This window comes from Flavobacterium lipolyticum, from assembly GCF_020905335.1.
Lineage (GTDB): Bacteria > Bacteroidota > Bacteroidia > Flavobacteriales > Flavobacteriaceae > Flavobacterium > Flavobacterium lipolyticum.
Map to the genome: position 1 here is coordinate 3,026,530 of NZ_JAJJMN010000001.1, position 18,321 is coordinate 3,044,850.

The following is an 18,321-nucleotide window of genomic DNA, read 5'->3' on the forward strand; positions in this document are numbered from 1 at the left end:
CCATAAAAAGTACATTTACAGAAAAATTAAATGTTATGGCACCTATTTCAGAATCATTATCCCTAGAAGACAATCAACGTTTATTCGATTTGAATCAATACATCGAAAATGCCAGAGATAATTTCTTGGGCTATCCTGTATCCAAAGATTTTGATTATTCGGAAATCAGTCATTTTTTAAAATATCCGATCAATAATCTTGGTGATCCTTTTGAAGACTGTACCTACAAAGTACAAACACACGAACTGGAAAGAGAAGTGGTTGGCTTTTTTGCCAAATTATTCCGCGCCAATCCAAAAGATTATTGGGGTTACGTTACCAATGGCGGTTCTGAAAGTAATTTGTACGGACTGTATCTCGCAAGAGAATTATATCCAAAAGCAATGGTGTATTATTCGGAATCGACCCATTACAGTGTGCGTAAAAACATTCATTTGCTCAACATTCCGAGTATCGTTATTCGCTCACAGGAAAATGGTGAGATTGATTATGAGGATTTTGAAAACACGTTGAAACTGAATCGTCATAAACCGGCCATTGTACTGACTACTTTTGGTACCACAATGAAAGAAGCCAAAGACGACGTATCAAAAATTAAAAACATTCTAAAAGCATTAGCCATACAGGATAGTTACATCCATTGTGATGCAGCCTTATCCGGAAGTTATGGTGCTTTTATGGAACCGCGACTTCCTTTTGATTTTATGGATGGAGCGGACAGTATTTCCATCAGCGGACACAAATTTATTGGTTCACCAATTCCAACCGGTGTTATTATCACGAAGCGTTCTAATAGAGACAGAATCTCGAAAGGGATCTCATATATCGGTTCCCTAGATACGACGATTACAGGATCCAGAAATGGGCATTCCCCGTTGTTTTTATGGTTTACCCTGAAAAAATTAGGGATTGAAGGTTTAAAAAAGCGTTATTTACACAGTCTGGAAGTAGCGGAATACTGTGAGCAGCGATTAAAAGACATGGGAATTGCTGCCTGGAGAAATCCAAATTCGATCACTGTAGTTTTTCCAAAAATAACCGAAGAAGTGAAATCAAAATGGCAATTAGCCACTGAGGGCGATATCTCTCATATTATTTGCATGCCAAACGTAACCAAAGAACAAATCGACTTGTTTATCAACGACGTAGAAAATTGCATTGAAGCCCCGGAAGAAATGGCAGAATTTAGTTGGTAGTGTTTTAGAATAGTATGGTTCATTCTGTTCTGTAAAAGAGCTTATAAAAAAAAGCGTAAATGTCTCTGACTTTACGCTTTTTTGTATTGTCAGTGGTTTGAATACTAATAATACAATTTTGTATTAAACTTGAGGTAAAGTCAGAAGTTTGATGTCGTTTTCGTTTTTTATATTAGATTTGTTTTTAGAGAGGACACAAAATCAGAGATATTTGTGTAACACTCAAGAGAACAGTTCGAAGGGGGGTGAGGCTTGGCCAAGCGCGGGATATACTATTGATAGAGCAACACAAAAAAAAGCATTATGAATGATCATTATAATTTGATGCAGCTCAAGTTGTTGATAAATGAAGTTTTTGAGGTAGATAATATCAATTTGGACACGGCAGTAAATAAGCTCCAAACAATATCAGAAGATAATGATTGTTTTATGGGTTTATTTAAAACAAAATTTAACATAGATATGAATGCTTTTGATTATTATGAATATTTTGATGAAGATGAATTTATATTGATTTCAATTTTTAGAAGAATCTTTCGAACGAAAAAAGAAAAGAAATCATTAACTGTGGAACATTTGTTATCAATTATAAATAAAGGGGAATGGTTTGAACCTGATCTTTAAGTATACCGTCCCGCTCGGCGAAGTGTTCATCTGCAACGCTGTGGCGAATGTCTCTGACTTCGCACCCGCAAAGTGATTAAGTTTTCTTGTAGAAGATGTAATTTGGAAACGATGATTAATATAAATAGAATTAAGAAAAGTCGGGAGACTTACACAGGTTTAAGGTTTATGAGAACTAAAGGTTAAAAGCGAAAAGTCTCCTGACTTTGCGTAGCGGATGAGAGGCAGCTCGCTTATTAAGGAACCGTTTTTTATATTAAAGAATTAAAAAAAAATATAATCTAAAATGAAATATTTAAGCTTAACTATTTTGATTTTAATAGTGTCTTGTACAAAGAAAAATGAATCAGAAAATTTAAATAAGAAAGTTGAAGCTTTAAAAGTCGAAACTCCAATAAAATTAACAGACAAATCTGTAAAATTTTTATGGAGAGAAGATGAATATGACAAAGAATTAAAGGACACGGTTAATACAATTTTTATAAATAAAGAATATTCCAAAAACATTTCTGAACCTGAAAAAGCAGCCCTTGGATTTGTTGCAAGCTTTATTGGAAGTGAATGTGATTGGGATGGAGAGCCAAATGAAAAACGTGATAATTTAAGTTGTAAAATTAATACTGCACTTAATATTGGTTATCAATGTTCAGAAGAACATTTAAGTTTTTTAAGAAAGTGGTTTAAAAATGATAAAAAACAGTTAGAGCGTTTAGCAGATTGTTCTGCTGTTCCGTTTACGGCAAGCTCTCAGGTAACATTTGATTACATAAATGTTGTAACTAAAGGTGATACAATCAAAATATCCTTTAAAGTAGTTGGTGCAAGCATGCGCACTCAGAGATCTTCGAGTTATGAAGAAGAAGATACATTTGTTTTAAAGAAAGATAATTTGGTTTTGGTAAAATCTAATGAATCAGAAAGTAAATAATTTAAAAGTAATGATTAACTAGAAGAAGAAAAATAAAAGCTACACCAGCTTTCATGAGCGCGGCTTTATGACGTTTTCGTTTTTTTATCTAGATTTGTTTTTAAGAGATGTTGCGAAGTGAGATACATTTGCATAGCATTCAGGAAGACACCAGGGAAAGTGAGGTAACATTAGTAAGAGATATTTAAAACTTTGACTTTAAAATATAAATGAACATCTTAAAAAAGATAGCGGGAATTATAATAATAGTATTTGCAATTTTACTTTGTTTTCCTGCGATACATGTATTCCCAATTCTATTTGAAAATTGCAAGAAAAAATTTGAAGATGGGGTAGTAGGCGCTCCAGGCTACACAATTGGATTTCTTATTTGTTTTTTGTTTTATATTTTGATAACCTATTTTTTAATGAAATTTGGGTTGAAGTTAATTCGAAAGAAAAAAATGATTGCTAGAGTAATTGATGAAATTGGCACAGAAGAATAATATATATGTTGTTAAAAACAGTTTCTCCCAGTCGTGAACACAAAGTTTCTTCAGGGACGATTAAAAACAAAAAAGCTTCAGATCTCTCTGAAGCTTTTTTTTAGGAGTTCGTCGCGACGAAGACTCGAACCTGTGCAATGATTTACTTACTTTGTTTTAATTGAGTAGTATTGACTCTTGTAGGGGTATCTTTTCCACTAATAATCGAAGAAGAGCTTAGTGCAATTGATTTTATGATTTGGGTCATGTTATCAATATCTAAGGTTTCAAATTCATCGTCGGCTGTGTGATACGTAGGCTCATTATCCATTTTTGAAGTAGAAATGGTGTGAGCAGGAACTCCAAGTCTGGCTAAAGTAGCGTTGTCTGAGCGGTAAAATAATTGTTGATCCGGATAAGGATCTGCATAAAAGTTAAAGTTTGTTCCGGTTAAATTAGTTTGTAAAATCTGCCCCATGTTCGACTTTTCGAAGCCTGTAATGTAAGCAGAGTTTTTACCCCATTTAGATTCTGTTCCTATCATTTCAATATTGAACATCGCAATCACTTGTTCTGGCGCAAGCTGTTTAGAAAAATATTTGGCTCCATAACCACCTAATTCTTCCGCTGTAAATGTGGTAAAAATAATAGTACGCTCGTTGTTGTTTTGTTTTTTAAAATATTTAGCAAGCATAATTACTGCTGTTGTTCCGGCGGCATCATCATTAGCTCCATTATAAATAGAATCTGTTGCAGGATGTGGAGCACCTTCTTCAGGAGTGCCTGTTCCTATGTGATCATAATGCCCTGAGAAAATCACATATTCATTTGGTTTGGTTTTTCCGGGTAATATTCCAACAATATTATTCAATGCTTTTTTGGAGATTGTATTCGTCAATTCAGCAGAAAAAGTGGTTGCTTCTGTAGTGCCAAAAACAAACATAACTGTATTGTTTCCAGGATTAGAAGTTATTCGGTCAATATGTTGAATATTTGGTAAAATCTTATCAAATGAAGAGTCAACTAGTACCAAAAGATTTTTTGGACTTTTATAATATTCATTAAATTTCTCGCCAAAGTTGTCCCCTTTATTGATTTTTACAACAGAAGCATCGCTTTTTTCGGTTAAATAAACCTGAGGAAGGTAGGAGAAGGTTACAACCTGATTGTTATTTATTTCTTTGCTATCAATGGTAATTTTTGAAGAAACAGCTTTAGAGGCAGTCATTGAGAATTCTTGTCTGTAATTCGCTGCTGCATTGAAAGTTTGCAGGCCAATTTTTTTAAACTCTGATTCTATAAAAGCGGATGCTTTTTCAATACCGGGAGTAAAAGTTCTTCTGCCCTGCATATCATCAGCCGAAAGTATTTTCTCTATACGGGTTACCTCCTTGTTCGTAATAATTTTATCTATCGATTGTCCATGTACATTAAAACATTGACTTAGAACAAACATACTTACAATAATTTTTCTCATATTTTAGTTTTATAAATAAGGTTTTAGTTAATCCAAAAGTATGTTATTTATTTGCAAAACTTAGTGTTGGTAAAAGTTTTTAATTAAAAAAACAGACAACATTATTAAACAAGATTAGTAAAAATGGGGATCATAAAGCCAGAATATAATTTTTATTTAAAATTTGATTATCAGCTTTTTTAATTGTTTTCAGGTTGTCTGCGCTATGCGAAGTGTTCATCTGCAACGCTGTGCAAATGTCCGTGACTTCGTACCCGCAAAGTGATTAAGTTTTTTGGTAGAAGATGTAATTTGGAAACGACTATTACTATAAATAGAATTAAGAAAAGTCAGAAGACTTTGTGTAGTGGGGTGCTAAAACAAAAAAAGCTCCGGATTTCTCTGAAGCTTTTCTCGTCGCAGGAAGCATTCAAATACCTAACCAATTTTTTGAAGATTATTATAGTATTATAGAATGCATGTCTTAATTTAATTGTTGCCTATTATATGAATATTATTTTTATTAGATCAGAAATAGTTCTTTTTGGCTTTTATAGATCTATGAAAATATCCCGACAAGTTATTTTATCCCGAGATTTCCGTCAAACGTATTAAAGTCATCCTTTCTTTTGGGTTTAACAATTAATAAATTATAGAGTTGGTGACATATCGATTTTAATTCAACTAAGTTAGAATTGTCAATTGCTTTTTCTCCTAATTGTATCAATTCGCCGTGTTTCGATTTGTCTTTAAAGACAGCTGCGTCTTCAAATCGAAAATAATAAAAATAATCTATGTAGCTTTCCTCTTGATTTTGATAAATGTTTTCTAACAGGTTTTCCAGTTCTTTTTTCTTTTTTCGAATCAAATATTTATTGTTAGACTGCAGCACTTCCTTTTCGTTTTTTATGATCTTTCCATACTCTTCTTTTTGACGAGGAGTACCTTTTTCGATATAAAAAGTAAGATTGTCTTTTATGTTATTGTATTCTTCAAGCTCAGATAATATGTGTTTGTGTCGAATAAGATCATCAAATTCCTGAATGTAGATTTTTTTCAGTTCATCAATTTGATATTTTTTATCTGTAATAGCATCATTTTTATTTTCCAATGCCTCATTATAAAGAACGGTCAACGATTCCTCAGATCTTTTTAACTTTGCTAAATATTCATAATTTTCGCTCTGTTCTTCACTTCTTATTTCTTCTAAAATTGTATCTAAAGCATTCTTAATTTCCAAGGATAATTTCTCGATAGAAATTTTTCTTTGATGCGGATTAAATACTTCACTTATTTCTAAATCAAGAGCACCGATATAAACGTCAATACTTAAATCTCGTGATTCCGAAACTTTAAAATTCAGTTCAATATCCATTCCTTTTAAAAGATCCTGCTCAAAATTACTTCCGGATATTTCAATATACCCGATAGAGATATTACTGCCTACCATACTTCCGGCATTGCCTTCAACTACATTGATAATAAGTTTTTGGTCAGAATTTCTTAGTATGTTTTTAGAACAAGTTTTGTAAATTGTTCTCTTTAGAGGTAGAATATCGTTTTTCTTAAAGATAATTTCCATGTGGCTTTTTCCCGTTTCTTCGTCTAGTTCCAAACAAATGTCGTTGGGAATAGGTTGCCCTAGAATACTGTATAATCCGTTGGTGATTTTAATGTTAGCGTTGCTGAATACTTGTTTTTGCTGATTGTTGAATAAAAATAGTGTGAATTGATTGGTAGTCTTTTCTAATAAGGGAACAAACTCTGCTATTTTTTTATTTGCTTTCAGCAGGCCAGTGTCAAAACCGCCATCTGCTCTTGTAATTCTGTAATAACCATCAAATGATTCTTCCAAAAGAACAACAATTAGTTCTTCAGTATCTTTTGAATGTGGCTCGTAGATGGTCTCAACCTGAATACTATTTTCTTCAGATACAGGGTCGTTTTCAATCTTTTGATTACTTAATTCTGACGGTTTTGAACCTGCATAATAAGCGGCTCCAATCATTACTGCAGTTGTAGGATCCAAATTTGTTTCTACTTTAATTTGAGTTCTCTCCTGTAATTGTTGACGTATATAAGGAATATAGGTAGTGCCGCCGACAAGTATAATACGCTCTATATCTGAAAATGTGAGATGATTTTCTGTAATTAGTTTTTCAACTAAATGAAAAGATTCTTCAAATTTAGGCTGGATGATTAGTTCCAATTCTGCTCGACTGATATCTAGATCGAATGAGATTGAAAGTTCATCAAAATCGATTTCAATACTTGAGACTTCTTTTATCGAAAGTTCTTTTTTTGCTTCCTCTGCTTTGTAAAGAAGTTCAAAAAAAAGTTTATTATATACGGGGTTTTCTTTAGAAGTTAGTTTTGACCAAAGATTATTTTCCTGAGTTTCCTTTTCGATTTTTGGGCATATTATTTTTTCTACAAATAGCGTATCTAAATCGACGCCTCCAAGGAAATTATTGCCTTTATGATCAAATACTTTGAGATCTCGCTCGTTGATGTTTACTAATGCGATGTCAAAAGTTCCTCCTCCAAAATCATAGACCAACCATTTTTTATCGGATGTAATTTCAATATTTAAGGAATTTGAATATGCTAAACAAGCAGCGATAGGTTCCTGAAGCAAAACTATTTCTTCAAAACCTGCCTGATAACCAGCTTTTTTTGTGGCATTAGACTGGATCGTATCAAAAGAGGCCGGAATCGTAATGACAGCAGATTTTAAACTTTCCCCCTGAGCGAAATTAATTAATTCGTTCAAAACCATTGAAGACAATTCAACAGGACTGCAATTTTTATCCAGATCTTTGATGAAATAAACTTCATCAGATCCCATTTTTCGTTTAAAAGAAGAGAATACATTTTCGGCATTTGTGGCGCTGTGTTCTCTTGCTTTTTCGCCTATTTGAATGCGCCCTTTTCGAAACGAAACTACAGAAGGAATAGTATCCTTGAATCCAACAGGATTTTTATAAATGTTGATTTTTCCATTTTCGTACTTTGCAATTCCTGAATTCGTTGTTCCTAAATCAATTCCGATATTGATATTCTTCATAATGATGCTATTATTCTACTATAACTACTGCTTTTTGAACCAGTTGCAGGGTGTCGTTTTCTGTTTTGTAAATTGTGGGTCTGATAACTTTGGTTATTTTCTTTGAATTTGAATTAAGAATATTGGCATCAATAGAGCTGTCTCTTTCATCATAATTTGTTCCCAAAGGATTTATAATTTTATATCCTTTTTCTTCCAATTCGTTATAAATTCTTTTTAGATTGCGCTCGAAACCGTTGAAGTTTTGTTCTAACGCTTTTTTTTCAATTTCAAACAGTTGGTTTATTATTACATTCATTTTAAAATTGGATTTCATGAATGAGCAATTTACAATTTATTTAATACGATATTAAGTATAAATATTATTTTTTATCAAAGCCTTAATTAATTTATAATACAATGAATATCATTCAATTATTTTCTTTATTAGATATAAAAACCGATCAGATTTTAGCATTTGGTGCTGAGGATTATGTTCGAATTGAGAAAAAAATAAACTTCGAAAAAAAGATAAACCCGGAAATAGAAGCTAATACAGGGCAAAATCTAATTATTGCATTAAAAAATTACAAAGAAGAATTACTGTTTGTAGCGTCAAATCATATTCTTTTTAGTTTTTTTACACATGATAATCATTTCTCCAAAAAACATTTCTCAGATTATAAGCAGACTGTTTCTGATGAAAAAATGAAAGAGTTTATAGCTCTTTTTTTAGCGGCCGATTTGATTTCTTTTTTCAGTTTTAAACTCTCAAAAGGTTGGTTACACGATCTGGAAGACCTTGATCTTCTCTTAACTTTAAAAAGATATTTTCCCGAAGAGATTATTTATAAAATGGGCTCACTTCTTTATTCTAAACTTGATTTTGCTATTTCTCAGTTAACTGCTTCTATTACTAATGATTTTTCTAATATTGAATATATTAAATATGGCACTTTTTATGATTTACTATCTCATTTTACAACATTTGAATTAGATCGAAAAATAGTTGTTTTATTAAATTTGGTTTCTGAACATTATACAAAAAGGACGGATACTATTTTTTTTAGTTCTGTTCTAAAATCAATGGCATCTTATAAGGCTTATATTGAAGAAATAAGCAAATTATTGATCGAAAGTAGGGAAATTTTAATGAAACCAAAAAAAACACATGAGAATAAAAAAACAGAGGAGAATACAAAAATAGATCTTGTTATAAAAATAATGCTTGCCATTCTCTTTCTTATGATAGTTTTGTACAAACTTAAATAGTAATAAAATTTATCTTTTGTTGAATGTTTTTCAAAAGAGTTGAAAATATTATGTTTGTGTTTTAAAAATAGATTTAAGAATGAACATAATAGGGTTATTTGAAGAATTAAAGATCGATAAAAGCCATATTCTATTATTTTCTACAGAAGACATAATGCGAGTCGAAAAGCAGCTTAATGTAGAGAAAAGAATAAACCCGGAAATAGATTCTAAAACAAGTGAAAATTTAATTCTTGCATTGAAAGAATACAAAGAAGAATTGTTGTTTGTATTATCAAATCGTATTTTGTTTAATTTTTTCACAGGGAACAATTTTTCAAAAAATCATTTTTCAAATTATGATTTGACTGTTTCAAATGAAAAAATGAAACACTTTATAGCTCTTTTTTTGGCAGAAGATTTGATTTCTTTTTTCAGTTTAAAACTATCAAAAGGCTGGTATCACTATTTAGAAAAACTTGATCTTCTATTAGATTTAAAAAGATATTTTCCAGAAGAGATTATTTACAAAATGGCATCACTTGTTTTTTCTAAATTAGATTTTGCTGTTTCTCAATTGACTGTTTTGACTACTAACGAGGTTTCAAATATCGTTTACATTAAATACAGAACTTTTTATGATTTATTATCTCATTTTGCAACGATTGAATCGGATCAAAAAATAAGTAATCTATTGTCATTGGTTATTAAATTTTATAATAAAAAAGTGAATACTGTTTTTTTTACTTCGGTTATCGAAGCAATGTCATTTTATACTGCTTTTAATGAAAATATAAATGAAACTCTTGCTAAAAATAGGGATGCTGTGTCTGTGTTAAGAGAATCTGCTGACGATGTCGCAGCAACTCCAGTTATGAAAATAATACTTGCAGTGATTTGTGCTATTTTGCCTTTTTTGGTAACTAAATGTTCTTAAAATTATTCTTTATCTCATCTTTTGAAAAAGAGTTAAAAATACTATGTTTGTTTTTTAAAATCAGGATTAAGCATGAACATAATAGAATTATTTGAAGAATTAAAGATAGATAAAAACAATATTCTATTATTTTCACGAGAAGACATAATCCGAACAGAAAAACAGATTAATATTGAGAAAAGAATAAATACGGATATAGATCTTAATGTTGCCAATAATCTGATTTTGGCTTTAAAAGAGTATCTTGACGAACTCTATTTTATAGTTTCAAACCGAGTTTTGTATAATCTTTTTTCGAAAAAAAATTACTCCAGGAATAATTTTCCTGCTCCTCAAAGAGAATATGATCCAGAAAAAATTCAGTCCTTCATATATCAGTTTCTTAATGATGATTTAGTCCTGTTTTTCGATCAGCATTTATCTGAGAATAAATTTGATTGCATTTCGGATATTTTTACTTTTAAAGACTATTTCCCTGAAGATGCACTTTTTCAATTAAATAAAAAACTAAGAGGGAAAATTGACTTTATACTTGTAAATTTAACAGAAATCAACTCGCCAAGTTTCTCGGCAATTCCCTACGCCGAATTTAGAAGTTTTTATGTTTTGCTGTCCTATTTCAGTTCTATCGAGATGGATGATAAAATCAGAAGTCTTGTAAATATAGCTTCGGAGCGTTACAATGTTAATAAATCATCTAATTTTTATTCGGCTTGTATAATCTCGATGCAGGGATATGTTGCTTACGATCCTGATTTAACAGACATTTTAACCAGTAATAGAGAAGCTGTTCTTTCTAATAGTAACGACAAAAACGTATCAGACAGTTCGTCAGGTTTATCCGGAAAAACTATCTTTTTTATAGTACTTGCTATTATAAAAATAGTATCTCTTTTTGCTAAATGCTCCAATCATTAATTTTTAAGTAACGAGCCAAATAATAGAGATAAGATCCTGAAATGGAGAATTTATGTATAAAAAAACTCCAGATTTCTCTGAAGCTTTTTCTTAGTAGTTCACCTCTGCTTTCCTTTGAATAAATTTAAAGTTTTTTATCTAATCCAGAGTAAAGGTGAATGTCTCTGACTTCGTACCCGCAAGATCATAATCGTCCTATCTTAAAATAAGCCAGCTCTTCTTCATTTCTTATCAGATTATTTAATCGTTCAAATCCGGCTTTTTGCAGTACGTTTTGTGATCCGGTGTTATGGAGATCTGTTACGGCTACAACTTCTTTTGTATTTGTATTTGCAAAACTATATTGTGTTATTGCTTTGCATACTTCTGTAGCAATACCTTTTCCCCAATATTCCCTACTGAGTACATACCCAATTTCTATTTGGGTTGTGTTATGTGTAAAAATACGAGCAACACACATTCCTATGAAATTATTATTTGTAGTGTCAAATATCGCCCATCGACTAAGATTTTTCTTTTCATAGTTTTCAAGCAATTCAGTAAACATTTCTACATATCTTTCGGGTGAAGTATCAGGCAAGTATTGGGTAACTTGATTGTCTTTAAAAAGATTTAAAAATGTTTGTTGCTCTTGAGGTAAAAATTCGCGAATAATAATTCTTGGGCTTTGATAAAGAGTAGACATTGGTTATATTTAAGATAAATAATTTAGAAGTTGTTTGCTAAAATTATGAGCAGATTTGTTTTTGTACATACAGTCAAATTTACAGAAAATAAAGAGAGAAAACTTCTCGATTTTTAAAATGTTTAATGATTTTGCACAATCCCACTCTCCAAAAAGTTCCTTATGAGAAGCTGTACGAATGTCTCTGACTTCGCACCCGCAAAGTGATTAAGTTTTCTTGTAGAAGATGTAATTTGGAAATGACTATTAATACATAGAGAATTAAGAAAAGTCGGGAGACTTATACGGTTTAAGGTTTATGAGAACTAAAGTTAAAAACGCAAAGTCAGGAGACTTTGCGTAGCTGGTAATTTGGTTAATTTAAATATGATTTTGTATTTGGAAGATTTGGTAAATCCGAAGAATAGGCTTAATTTAGTCCCAAACTCGCTGTAGTAGTGGGACGTTAGGCGACATTCACTTAAGAAAGAAATTGGACAATTCAAACAAAAAATTAATAACTCCAGAAGAAGTTGAAGTAAATCAAGTTTTCTTTGAGAAATGTGCTTTAGAGTATCGAGAACTTGCTACCCAATTAATCTTTGAGTTAGAAGGGTTTTTAAAGATTGACATTTCAAATGAACTTCCCTATTTAGCTTTCGTCAAATATTGGCAGAAAAATGGACAAGGTGGAAAAATGAATAACTGGAAATTCTTTTTTCATGGTTTTCACTGTAGCTTTGAGAATGTTGTTACAAATCAATATATTGAAGTTCCTATTGTCTTTGGATTAGAATTTGGTGATCTAGACCCTTATTTCTTCACTCAATACATAAAATCGACTCCTGGATATTTTCCAATCCCACTAGTGATAAATGATAATTACAAAGATGGTAAAACAATACTAGAGACAATGTTATCCATTGGTAAGTTTGAGAAAATTAATTCAAACTGGCCAAATCATTATGGAACTGTAGTAAAAAATAGACCGGATAAAGTTGAAATAATCACATTTGAAAACCCATTAGAAAAGTCAAACGATAAAATAAAAGTTGAAAAAAAAGGAAAATTTGATCTCTGGAAACTTTTAAAATTAAAATAAAACATTGTATAACAGTGTTTTAGTGCCTTGTCTTGTTTTGTTTTTCTTGGAAAATACCTAGTTCATTCCTATTTTCGACTTTCGTATAATATTTTTTACTAAATTGTCGCTATGGCATGAAGCCGCGGAACGTTATGCCTCAGTTAAAAAACCGAACTAAACCAAAACATTATAAATTAAGTTCATTAAAAATATTGAAAGTACCTGCGTTAACTGACCACTAACGTAACAATTAATCAAAACCAGAGTAAGGCTTGTTGTTTTACTTTTGATTAATTGGTGAATAACAAAGTGTTTATCGGAAACCGTAAAAGGTTGGTCGCTTACCGACAAAAAATAATCACATTTTATGTTGACAATTTTTGGAGTAAGCTTACTCCTGAGAGAAGTAAGGAAGTTTGTAAAGATTAAATTTGACATCACAATCAGATTTAAAAACTAACAAACCGAGCTGAAACTCTTAGGAGGAGTAAGCTCAATTTGAACTTACACTAAAACTACTTTTAATATATTTCAAAGAACATTAAAAAATATTTTCTGCTTAATCAGTGTGGAAGCGAAACCGAAAATTGTAACCGAAAATAATTGTAGCGAAATAACCGAAGGCATAACAGCTACTACAGCGGATTAGGCTATAGGCTTTATGGAAAGTTGGTTTTGTATTTGGGATGATTTGGCAAATCCTAAAATAGGGTTTAATTTAGTCCCAAACCCGCTGTAGTACCAGAACGGTATGTGACAGTTAACCAAAAAACTGAGAATTCACAAAACTAACACAACCAAAAACAATATAATTATTTTATGAAAGCCAACTCAATATTTAAATTTAGTTTTATTATTTATCGTTTTATATTGATTGTAAGTATTCTACTTTTTATTATGGCAGAATTTTTAGTTGGAATGGGTGGTCATAATAGTGATCCAAATAATACAAATTATCTTTTTTATGTATTTGCAATAATCACTTCAATTCTTTTAACCGTTTATAAGCAAACTGATATAACTAAATTTAGATTAAAAAAAACACTTCGCTATGGTAATATCTTTTTACTTATAGTGAGTATTGCCTATGTAATATATGAATTATTCGAAATAATTGAAGAATACAGTTTTTTAACGGAAGAAACGATAACATTGTCATTGGTAATTTCATTTGCAACATTAAGTTTTATATTATTATATGGGCTATTTAAAGATAGAATTTAACCCCGCTCTCCGAAAAGTTCCTTATGAGAAGCTGTACGAATGTCTCTGACTTCGCACCCACAAAGTGATTAAGTTTTCTTGTAGAAGATGTAATTTGGAAATGACTATTAATACATAGAGAATTAAGAAAAGTCAGGAGACTTATGCTGGTTTAAAGTTTATTAGGACTAAAGGTTAAAAACGCAAAGTCAGGAGACTTTGCGTTAGTAGCGGGAAGCATTCAAATATCTAACCAGATTATCCAGGATTATTACAATATTTTAGCATGCACATCTTAATTTTTTCTCTTTTTTTGTTTGTATAGCCAATCACACAAGTGCCAAAAAGCATCAATCAAATTAAAAGTCCTTTTGATGGTTTGTAGTGAAAAAAATATATATTTGAAAATAAGTAATGTGTGAAATTTATCACACATATCTACTAAATGTGGATGAGTTTGTGTGGGTTTGTCATACATATATAAGTTACCACTAATTTTAAGGAAAAACTGATGAAATTTGAATTAAACAATCACCAAAGGAAATATTTAGGTCTTGAAATTGTTCCTGATAATTGGGAAAAAGTAGAAATCACTAAAGAAATATTCGTCTATTTTGATGGCAATACAATCCGAAAAAAAATCAGTGTGGGTGATTATTCCTATCAAGAAATCAAATTAGAAGAAGAAACTGTAAATCGAACAATATTATTACCTAAAACGAGCAGAGGAAAAGAGAAAAAATTAAACTTTTCTTCTCTAGAAGCTAGAAACGGAATTGGTATGTATTTTACTTTCAACATTGCAGGAATTATTATAGGAAATCACTCAACAGAGAAAACATATTATTCTACAAGTTTTGAAAATATTAGATTTAAGAGTATTAAGGATTTGCCTCTTTGGTTAGACAATTATATATCAAATACAACCGAAAGTGATTTAAACGATTTACAAAAAATAGCAACCGAAGAAAGAAAACGAATAAATTTAAAAGAAGGTGATTTTTTTATTTACAAAGTTGATAGGAGAAACTTCGGATTTGGTCGTTTAATTTGTGATATTAGAAAAATAAGAAAAAATCCAAATTTTAAAACAAATAAAAATTATGGCTTCTCGAACTTGATGACACAACCTTTAGTTATTAAAATATATCATATCATTCAGAATTCGAAAGAAATAGATTTAACTTATTTGAAATTTTTGAAAAGTTTACCATCACAATATATTATGGACAATTTACTATATTATGGTGATTTTGAAATAATCGGAAACTTACCATTAGAAGATTGGGAAATAGATTTTCCAATTTCATATGCGAGAAGTATTTCTTATGGTGATTTTGATACTGTTTATTTACAGTATGGTAAAATATACAAAGAAACTAAAAGAGATAAATTTTATAAATACATTGAAATACCAAACCCAGATCCTAAAGGAGATTGGGATAAATGCTTAAAATTCAATCCATATAGAAATGAATCAATTCAATTTGGATTAGATTTTAATAAGTCAAGTTTACTACAAGCAATATCAGAAAATTCAAATCAATCATATTGGAATGAAGAATTTTATGGTCGTGATACTGATTTAAGAAATCCAATAAATAGGGAAATTAAAAAAGAAATATTTGATTTTTTTGAACTTGATTCAAATAAATTGTATTCAGAAAATCTACAAAAAAACGAGTGGTAACAGCTACAACGGAGAATTAAGAAAAGTCGGGAGACTTTAGGTAGTGGGGAGTAATCTTTTATATTATTTTCAAGGAAGTTATGCATGTAAGAATTGAAGGATAACATAATTGCGTAAATTTGGGTATTAATAGCAAGGCTAAAAAAAAACAGGACTTTATAATTTATGGATGAACCGATTAAAATTTTAGTTGAGAACTATTCACTAAGTGCTTATCAAGTTGCTTGGATCAGTATAATAGTTTCTATTCTTACCTTTTTTATAACTAATTGGTTTAAAAATTATTTTCAAAATAAACTTCTTCAGCGAAAATTAGAAATTGAACACAAATTCAATGAAGGTAAAAAAATAAAAGAAACTTTAGCTAAGTATAAAATTCATTTTATAAATGCTTGTGAAGATTTTAATCATCGTTGTAAAAATTTGACCAAAAATCATCAAGAAAATTGGTTAAAAAGAGACAGAGACTATAACAACGAATATTATTATTATCATTCTTTTGTCTATAAAACATTAGTGCTTTTCGCTTGGATCAAAAAGATTCAAAAAGAAATGATTTATTTAGATACAACAATAGCATCAAAAGAGGATTTAGAATTTGTAAAATTTCTAAATGTGTTTCCGGAAATTCTTTGTGATCTAGCTTTAATTGAAGGCGAAAAAGCTGATGGAAATAGAATGAAGGATCATTTCTTTAGAGTATATTTTGAACAATGGTCTGATTGTGTAATTGAAAATGACAATCTAAAAACATATACTGTTTTTATTCAGGAGCTTCCAGAAAATCAACAAAATTTATCCATATTATTCAGATTTTTTGATGGTTTATCTCCTCTTGAAGATAGAAAGAGATGGGATAGATTGCATATGCTTCACTTAACAATAATTGTTTTTTTAAATAATTATGGCTACGACTTTCAAAAAACAAGTAAGGAAAAAATGCGCGAGATAATTACTAAACCGAAAGTCTCTGCATATTTGAAAAATTATTTTATTTTTTTAGATAAATACCTTTTATTAAAAAATAAAGAAGTTTTAAACCTTCAAAAAATAACGGAGGGATATATTTTAGAGTAGCCTAAAATATTCATACCGCCAACTTTAGTCAATATCCCGCTCTCCGAAAAGTTCCTTATGAGGAGCTGTGCGAATGTCTCTGACTTCGCACCTGTAAAGTGATTAAGTTTTCTTGTAGAAGATGTAATTTGGAAATAACCATTAATATAAAGAGAATTAAGAAAAGTCGGGAGACTTATACAGGTTTAAGGTTTATGAGAACTAAAGATTAAAAACGCAAAGTCAGGAGACTTTGCGTAGCGGGGTAGCGGGACGTTATGTCCAATTATAAAAATAACAACATAATAACACATAATGAAAATTAAGAACATTTTAGTAACACTCATTCTGACAATTTTTAACTTGACAATTTTTGCTCAAGACAAACTAACTACAGAGCTAAAAACTTTATCTGACAATAAACAATTCGACAAAATTGTTGAGCAATACGCTTCTAAATCTAAAGACTACTCAGCAAAATCATTGTACTATATTGGACTAGCTTATTATATGAAAGAAGACGATAATAACTGTATTACGTTTATGAATTTCTCCATAGACAAAGATTCGAAAGATCCTGCGTCATTTTATATTAAGGCATCCACTTTAAATTATATGCAAAAATATGATGATGCTGTAAAAAGTTTTCAATCAGCAATTAATCTAAAATCGGATGATGCAGAGTTTTATAGCGGACTTGGAGATTCCTATTATAATTTAGAGAAAATAGACTTAGCACTAGAAGCATACAAAAAGGCGACGGAACAAAAGAATTGCCCCGATAGACCTTATTCGTTTATAGCTCAAATTTATTCTGACCAGAAAAATAACGATAGAGCTCTAGAGGCATTTTATATAGCAAAATCAAAAATTGACAAAAAATCTAATTCATACATAAATGCATTATTTAATATTGGACTTCTTGAATCTCTAAAAGGTAACTATGAAAAAGCTGAACCCGCTTTTGTTGAACTTTTGCAATTAGATTCAGAAGACTATCACACTTATGCTAAACTTATTCAAATATATTACTATAGAAAAGAGTATGACAAAGCAAAACCATACAAAGACAAACTGTATGAAGCACACAAGAAAAAACAACTAAAAGACAATTTAAAAGATATGTTTTGTTTCGATCAATTCAAATGGAATGACAAATTAATCCAAGCTTTCGAAAGATATGAAGAAGGTTCAAAAGACATATATAACAAACATTTGTTCTATGTTGTAAATCAAAACGATAAAGTTGAATATAGAATTCAAACAGAATATTCTCCAATTTCAGTAGAGCAAGGTGGGGTAAAATATTTACTCTGCCGAACAAAAGGAGATACACATTCAACATTTAACATTGGTTTTAATGACAACTTAAAATATGATGATTTGAAGAAAAGTGTAATAGATATTCTTGAAGAAAAAGTTAAACCGACGGCAACTTCAAAACCTACTAAATAACGAGAATAACTGGGCATAACAGTTGCTACAACGGATTTTGGCAATAGGTTTAATGGAAAGATGGTTTTGCATTTGGGATGATTTGGTAAATGAAAAAATAGATTGTTCAATCTCCCAGCTGGCTCGAGCGTCCCGTTCGTGAGCAAAACAAAAAAGCTCCAGATTTCTCTGAAGCTTTGTTCCCGCTCTCCGAAAAGTTCCTTATGAGGAGCTGTGCGAATGTCTCTGACTTCGCACCCGCAAAGTGATTAAGTTTTCTTGTAGAAGATGTAATTTGGAAACGACTACTAATATAAATAGAATTAAGAAAAGTCAGGAGATTTATACGGGTTTAAGGTTTATGAGAACT

The 18,321-nt window shown here is 30.6% G+C and carries 16 protein-coding genes; 12 read left to right on the forward strand and 4 right to left on the reverse strand.

Going from position 1 to position 18,321, the window contains the following annotated elements; translation table 11 throughout:
• The first annotated feature begins 35 nt into the window (after positions 1–35).
• From LNQ34_RS13210 to LNQ34_RS13225, 4 genes are all read left to right on the forward strand, one after another.
• On the forward strand, positions 36–1,196 hold the full coding sequence (locus tag LNQ34_RS13210; RefSeq protein WP_230000093.1) for a histidine decarboxylase: 1,161 nt from the start codon (positions 36–38) through the stop codon (positions 1,194–1,196).
• Between the two features lie 303 nt (positions 1,197–1,499).
• Positions 1,500–1,820: a DUF1493 family protein gene (locus LNQ34_RS13215; RefSeq protein WP_230000094.1), complete on the forward strand. Its 321-nt coding sequence runs from the start codon at positions 1,500–1,502 to the stop codon at positions 1,818–1,820.
• Positions 1,821–2,106: 286 nt separating this feature from the next.
• Positions 2,107–2,748, forward strand: coding sequence for a hypothetical protein (locus tag LNQ34_RS13220; RefSeq protein ID WP_230000095.1), 642 nt, complete (start codon positions 2,107–2,109; stop codon positions 2,746–2,748).
• 209 nt (positions 2,749–2,957) lie between these two features.
• Positions 2,958–3,233 carry a hypothetical protein gene (locus tag LNQ34_RS13225; protein WP_230000096.1) on the forward strand — a complete coding sequence of 92 codons (276 nt, stop codon included), beginning with the start codon at positions 2,958–2,960 and terminating at the stop codon, positions 3,231–3,233.
• Between the two features lie 142 nt (positions 3,234–3,375).
• On the opposite strand, the gene LNQ34_RS13230 is transcribed toward LNQ34_RS13225, so the two are convergent.
• The 3 genes from LNQ34_RS13230 to LNQ34_RS13240 form a co-directional block, all read right to left on the reverse strand.
• Positions 3,376–4,689: a M20/M25/M40 family metallo-hydrolase gene (locus LNQ34_RS13230; protein ID WP_230000097.1), complete on the reverse strand. Its 1,314-nt coding sequence runs from the start codon at positions 4,687–4,689 to the stop codon at positions 3,376–3,378.
• Positions 4,690–5,248: 559 nt separating this feature from the next.
• Positions 5,249–7,735, reverse strand: coding sequence for an Hsp70 family protein (locus tag LNQ34_RS13235; protein WP_230000098.1), 2,487 nt, complete (start codon positions 7,733–7,735; stop codon positions 5,249–5,251).
• A gap of 10 nt (positions 7,736–7,745) precedes the next feature.
• Entirely contained in the window at positions 7,746–8,033 is a 288-nt protein-coding gene (locus tag LNQ34_RS13240; protein WP_134151013.1) for a hypothetical protein, read from the reverse strand.
• Between the two features lie 101 nt (positions 8,034–8,134).
• On the opposite strand from LNQ34_RS13240, the gene LNQ34_RS13245 reads away from it, so the two are divergent.
• The 3 genes from LNQ34_RS13245 to LNQ34_RS13255 all read left to right on the forward strand — a co-directional run bounded on the left by LNQ34_RS13245 (position 8,135) and on the right by LNQ34_RS13255 (position 10,820).
• Positions 8,135–8,986, forward strand: coding sequence for a hypothetical protein (locus LNQ34_RS13245; RefSeq protein WP_230000099.1), 852 nt, complete (start codon positions 8,135–8,137; stop codon positions 8,984–8,986).
• Between the two features lie 79 nt (positions 8,987–9,065).
• Positions 9,066–9,902 carry a hypothetical protein gene (locus LNQ34_RS13250; protein ID WP_230000100.1) on the forward strand — a complete coding sequence of 279 codons (837 nt, stop codon included), beginning with the start codon at positions 9,066–9,068 and terminating at the stop codon, positions 9,900–9,902.
• Between the two features lie 72 nt (positions 9,903–9,974).
• Positions 9,975–10,820 (forward strand): hypothetical protein, encoded by an 846-nt coding sequence (locus tag LNQ34_RS13255; RefSeq protein WP_230000101.1) that lies wholly within the window; start codon positions 9,975–9,977, stop codon positions 10,818–10,820.
• Positions 10,821–11,004: 184 nt separating this feature from the next.
• Here the strand turns inward: LNQ34_RS13255 and LNQ34_RS13260 are convergent, their stop codons facing one another.
• Positions 11,005–11,505: a GNAT family N-acetyltransferase gene (locus LNQ34_RS13260; RefSeq protein WP_230000102.1), complete on the reverse strand. Its 501-nt coding sequence runs from the start codon at positions 11,503–11,505 to the stop codon at positions 11,005–11,007.
• Positions 11,506–11,977: 472 nt separating this feature from the next.
• On the opposite strand from LNQ34_RS13260, the gene LNQ34_RS13265 reads away from it, so the two are divergent.
• From LNQ34_RS13265 to LNQ34_RS13285, 5 genes are all read left to right on the forward strand, one after another.
• On the forward strand, positions 11,978–12,586 hold the full coding sequence (locus LNQ34_RS13265) for a DUF6896 domain-containing protein (RefSeq protein ID WP_230000103.1): 609 nt from the start codon (positions 11,978–11,980) through the stop codon (positions 12,584–12,586).
• Positions 12,587–13,387: 801 nt separating this feature from the next.
• The gene (locus tag LNQ34_RS13270; RefSeq protein ID WP_230000104.1) at positions 13,388–13,792 is read left to right on the forward strand and encodes a hypothetical protein; all 405 of its coding nucleotides are present in this window, start codon (positions 13,388–13,390) and stop codon (positions 13,790–13,792) included.
• Positions 13,793–14,282: 490 nt separating this feature from the next.
• Complete coding sequence (locus LNQ34_RS13275) at positions 14,283–15,461, forward strand: immunity 26/phosphotriesterase HocA family protein (RefSeq protein ID WP_230000105.1); 1,179 nt, start codon at positions 14,283–14,285, stop codon at positions 15,459–15,461.
• A 165-nt stretch (positions 15,462–15,626) separates the two neighbouring features.
• Entirely contained in the window at positions 15,627–16,538 is a 912-nt protein-coding gene (locus LNQ34_RS13280; protein ID WP_230000106.1) for a hypothetical protein, read from the forward strand.
• 294 nt (positions 16,539–16,832) lie between these two features.
• Entirely contained in the window at positions 16,833–17,972 is a 1,140-nt protein-coding gene (locus tag LNQ34_RS13285) for a tetratricopeptide repeat protein (RefSeq protein ID WP_230000107.1), read from the forward strand.
• Positions 17,973–18,321 lie beyond the last annotated feature (349 nt).

Bases quoted from the DNA above. Each gene is read 5' to 3' on its own strand.
- LNQ34_RS13210 (WP_230000093.1), top strand. From the start codon at position 36: ATGGCACCTATTTCAGAATCATTATCCCTAGAAGACAATCAACGTTTA.
- LNQ34_RS13215 (WP_230000094.1), top strand. From the start codon at position 1,500: ATGAATGATCATTATAATTTGATGCAGCTCAAGTTGTTGATAAATGAA.
- LNQ34_RS13220 (WP_230000095.1), top strand. From the start codon at position 2,107: ATGAAATATTTAAGCTTAACTATTTTGATTTTAATAGTGTCTTGTACA.
- LNQ34_RS13225 (WP_230000096.1), top strand. From the start codon at position 2,958: ATGAACATCTTAAAAAAGATAGCGGGAATTATAATAATAGTATTTGCA.
- LNQ34_RS13230 (WP_230000097.1), bottom strand. From the start codon at position 4,689: ATGAGAAAAATTATTGTAAGTATGTTTGTTCTAAGTCAATGTTTTAAT.
- LNQ34_RS13235 (WP_230000098.1), bottom strand. From the start codon at position 7,735: ATGAAGAATATCAATATCGGAATTGATTTAGGAACAACGAATTCAGGA.
- LNQ34_RS13240 (WP_134151013.1), bottom strand. From the start codon at position 8,033: ATGAATGTAATAATAAACCAACTGTTTGAAATTGAAAAAAAAGCGTTA.
- LNQ34_RS13245 (WP_230000099.1), top strand. From the start codon at position 8,135: ATGAATATCATTCAATTATTTTCTTTATTAGATATAAAAACCGATCAG.
- LNQ34_RS13250 (WP_230000100.1), top strand. From the start codon at position 9,066: ATGAACATAATAGGGTTATTTGAAGAATTAAAGATCGATAAAAGCCAT.
- LNQ34_RS13255 (WP_230000101.1), top strand. From the start codon at position 9,975: ATGAACATAATAGAATTATTTGAAGAATTAAAGATAGATAAAAACAAT.
- LNQ34_RS13260 (WP_230000102.1), bottom strand. From the start codon at position 11,505: ATGTCTACTCTTTATCAAAGCCCAAGAATTATTATTCGCGAATTTTTA.
- LNQ34_RS13270 (WP_230000104.1), top strand. From the start codon at position 13,388: ATGAAAGCCAACTCAATATTTAAATTTAGTTTTATTATTTATCGTTTT.
- LNQ34_RS13275 (WP_230000105.1), top strand. From the start codon at position 14,283: ATGAAATTTGAATTAAACAATCACCAAAGGAAATATTTAGGTCTTGAA.
- LNQ34_RS13280 (WP_230000106.1), top strand. From the start codon at position 15,627: ATGGATGAACCGATTAAAATTTTAGTTGAGAACTATTCACTAAGTGCT.
- LNQ34_RS13285 (WP_230000107.1), top strand. From the start codon at position 16,833: ATGAAAATTAAGAACATTTTAGTAACACTCATTCTGACAATTTTTAAC.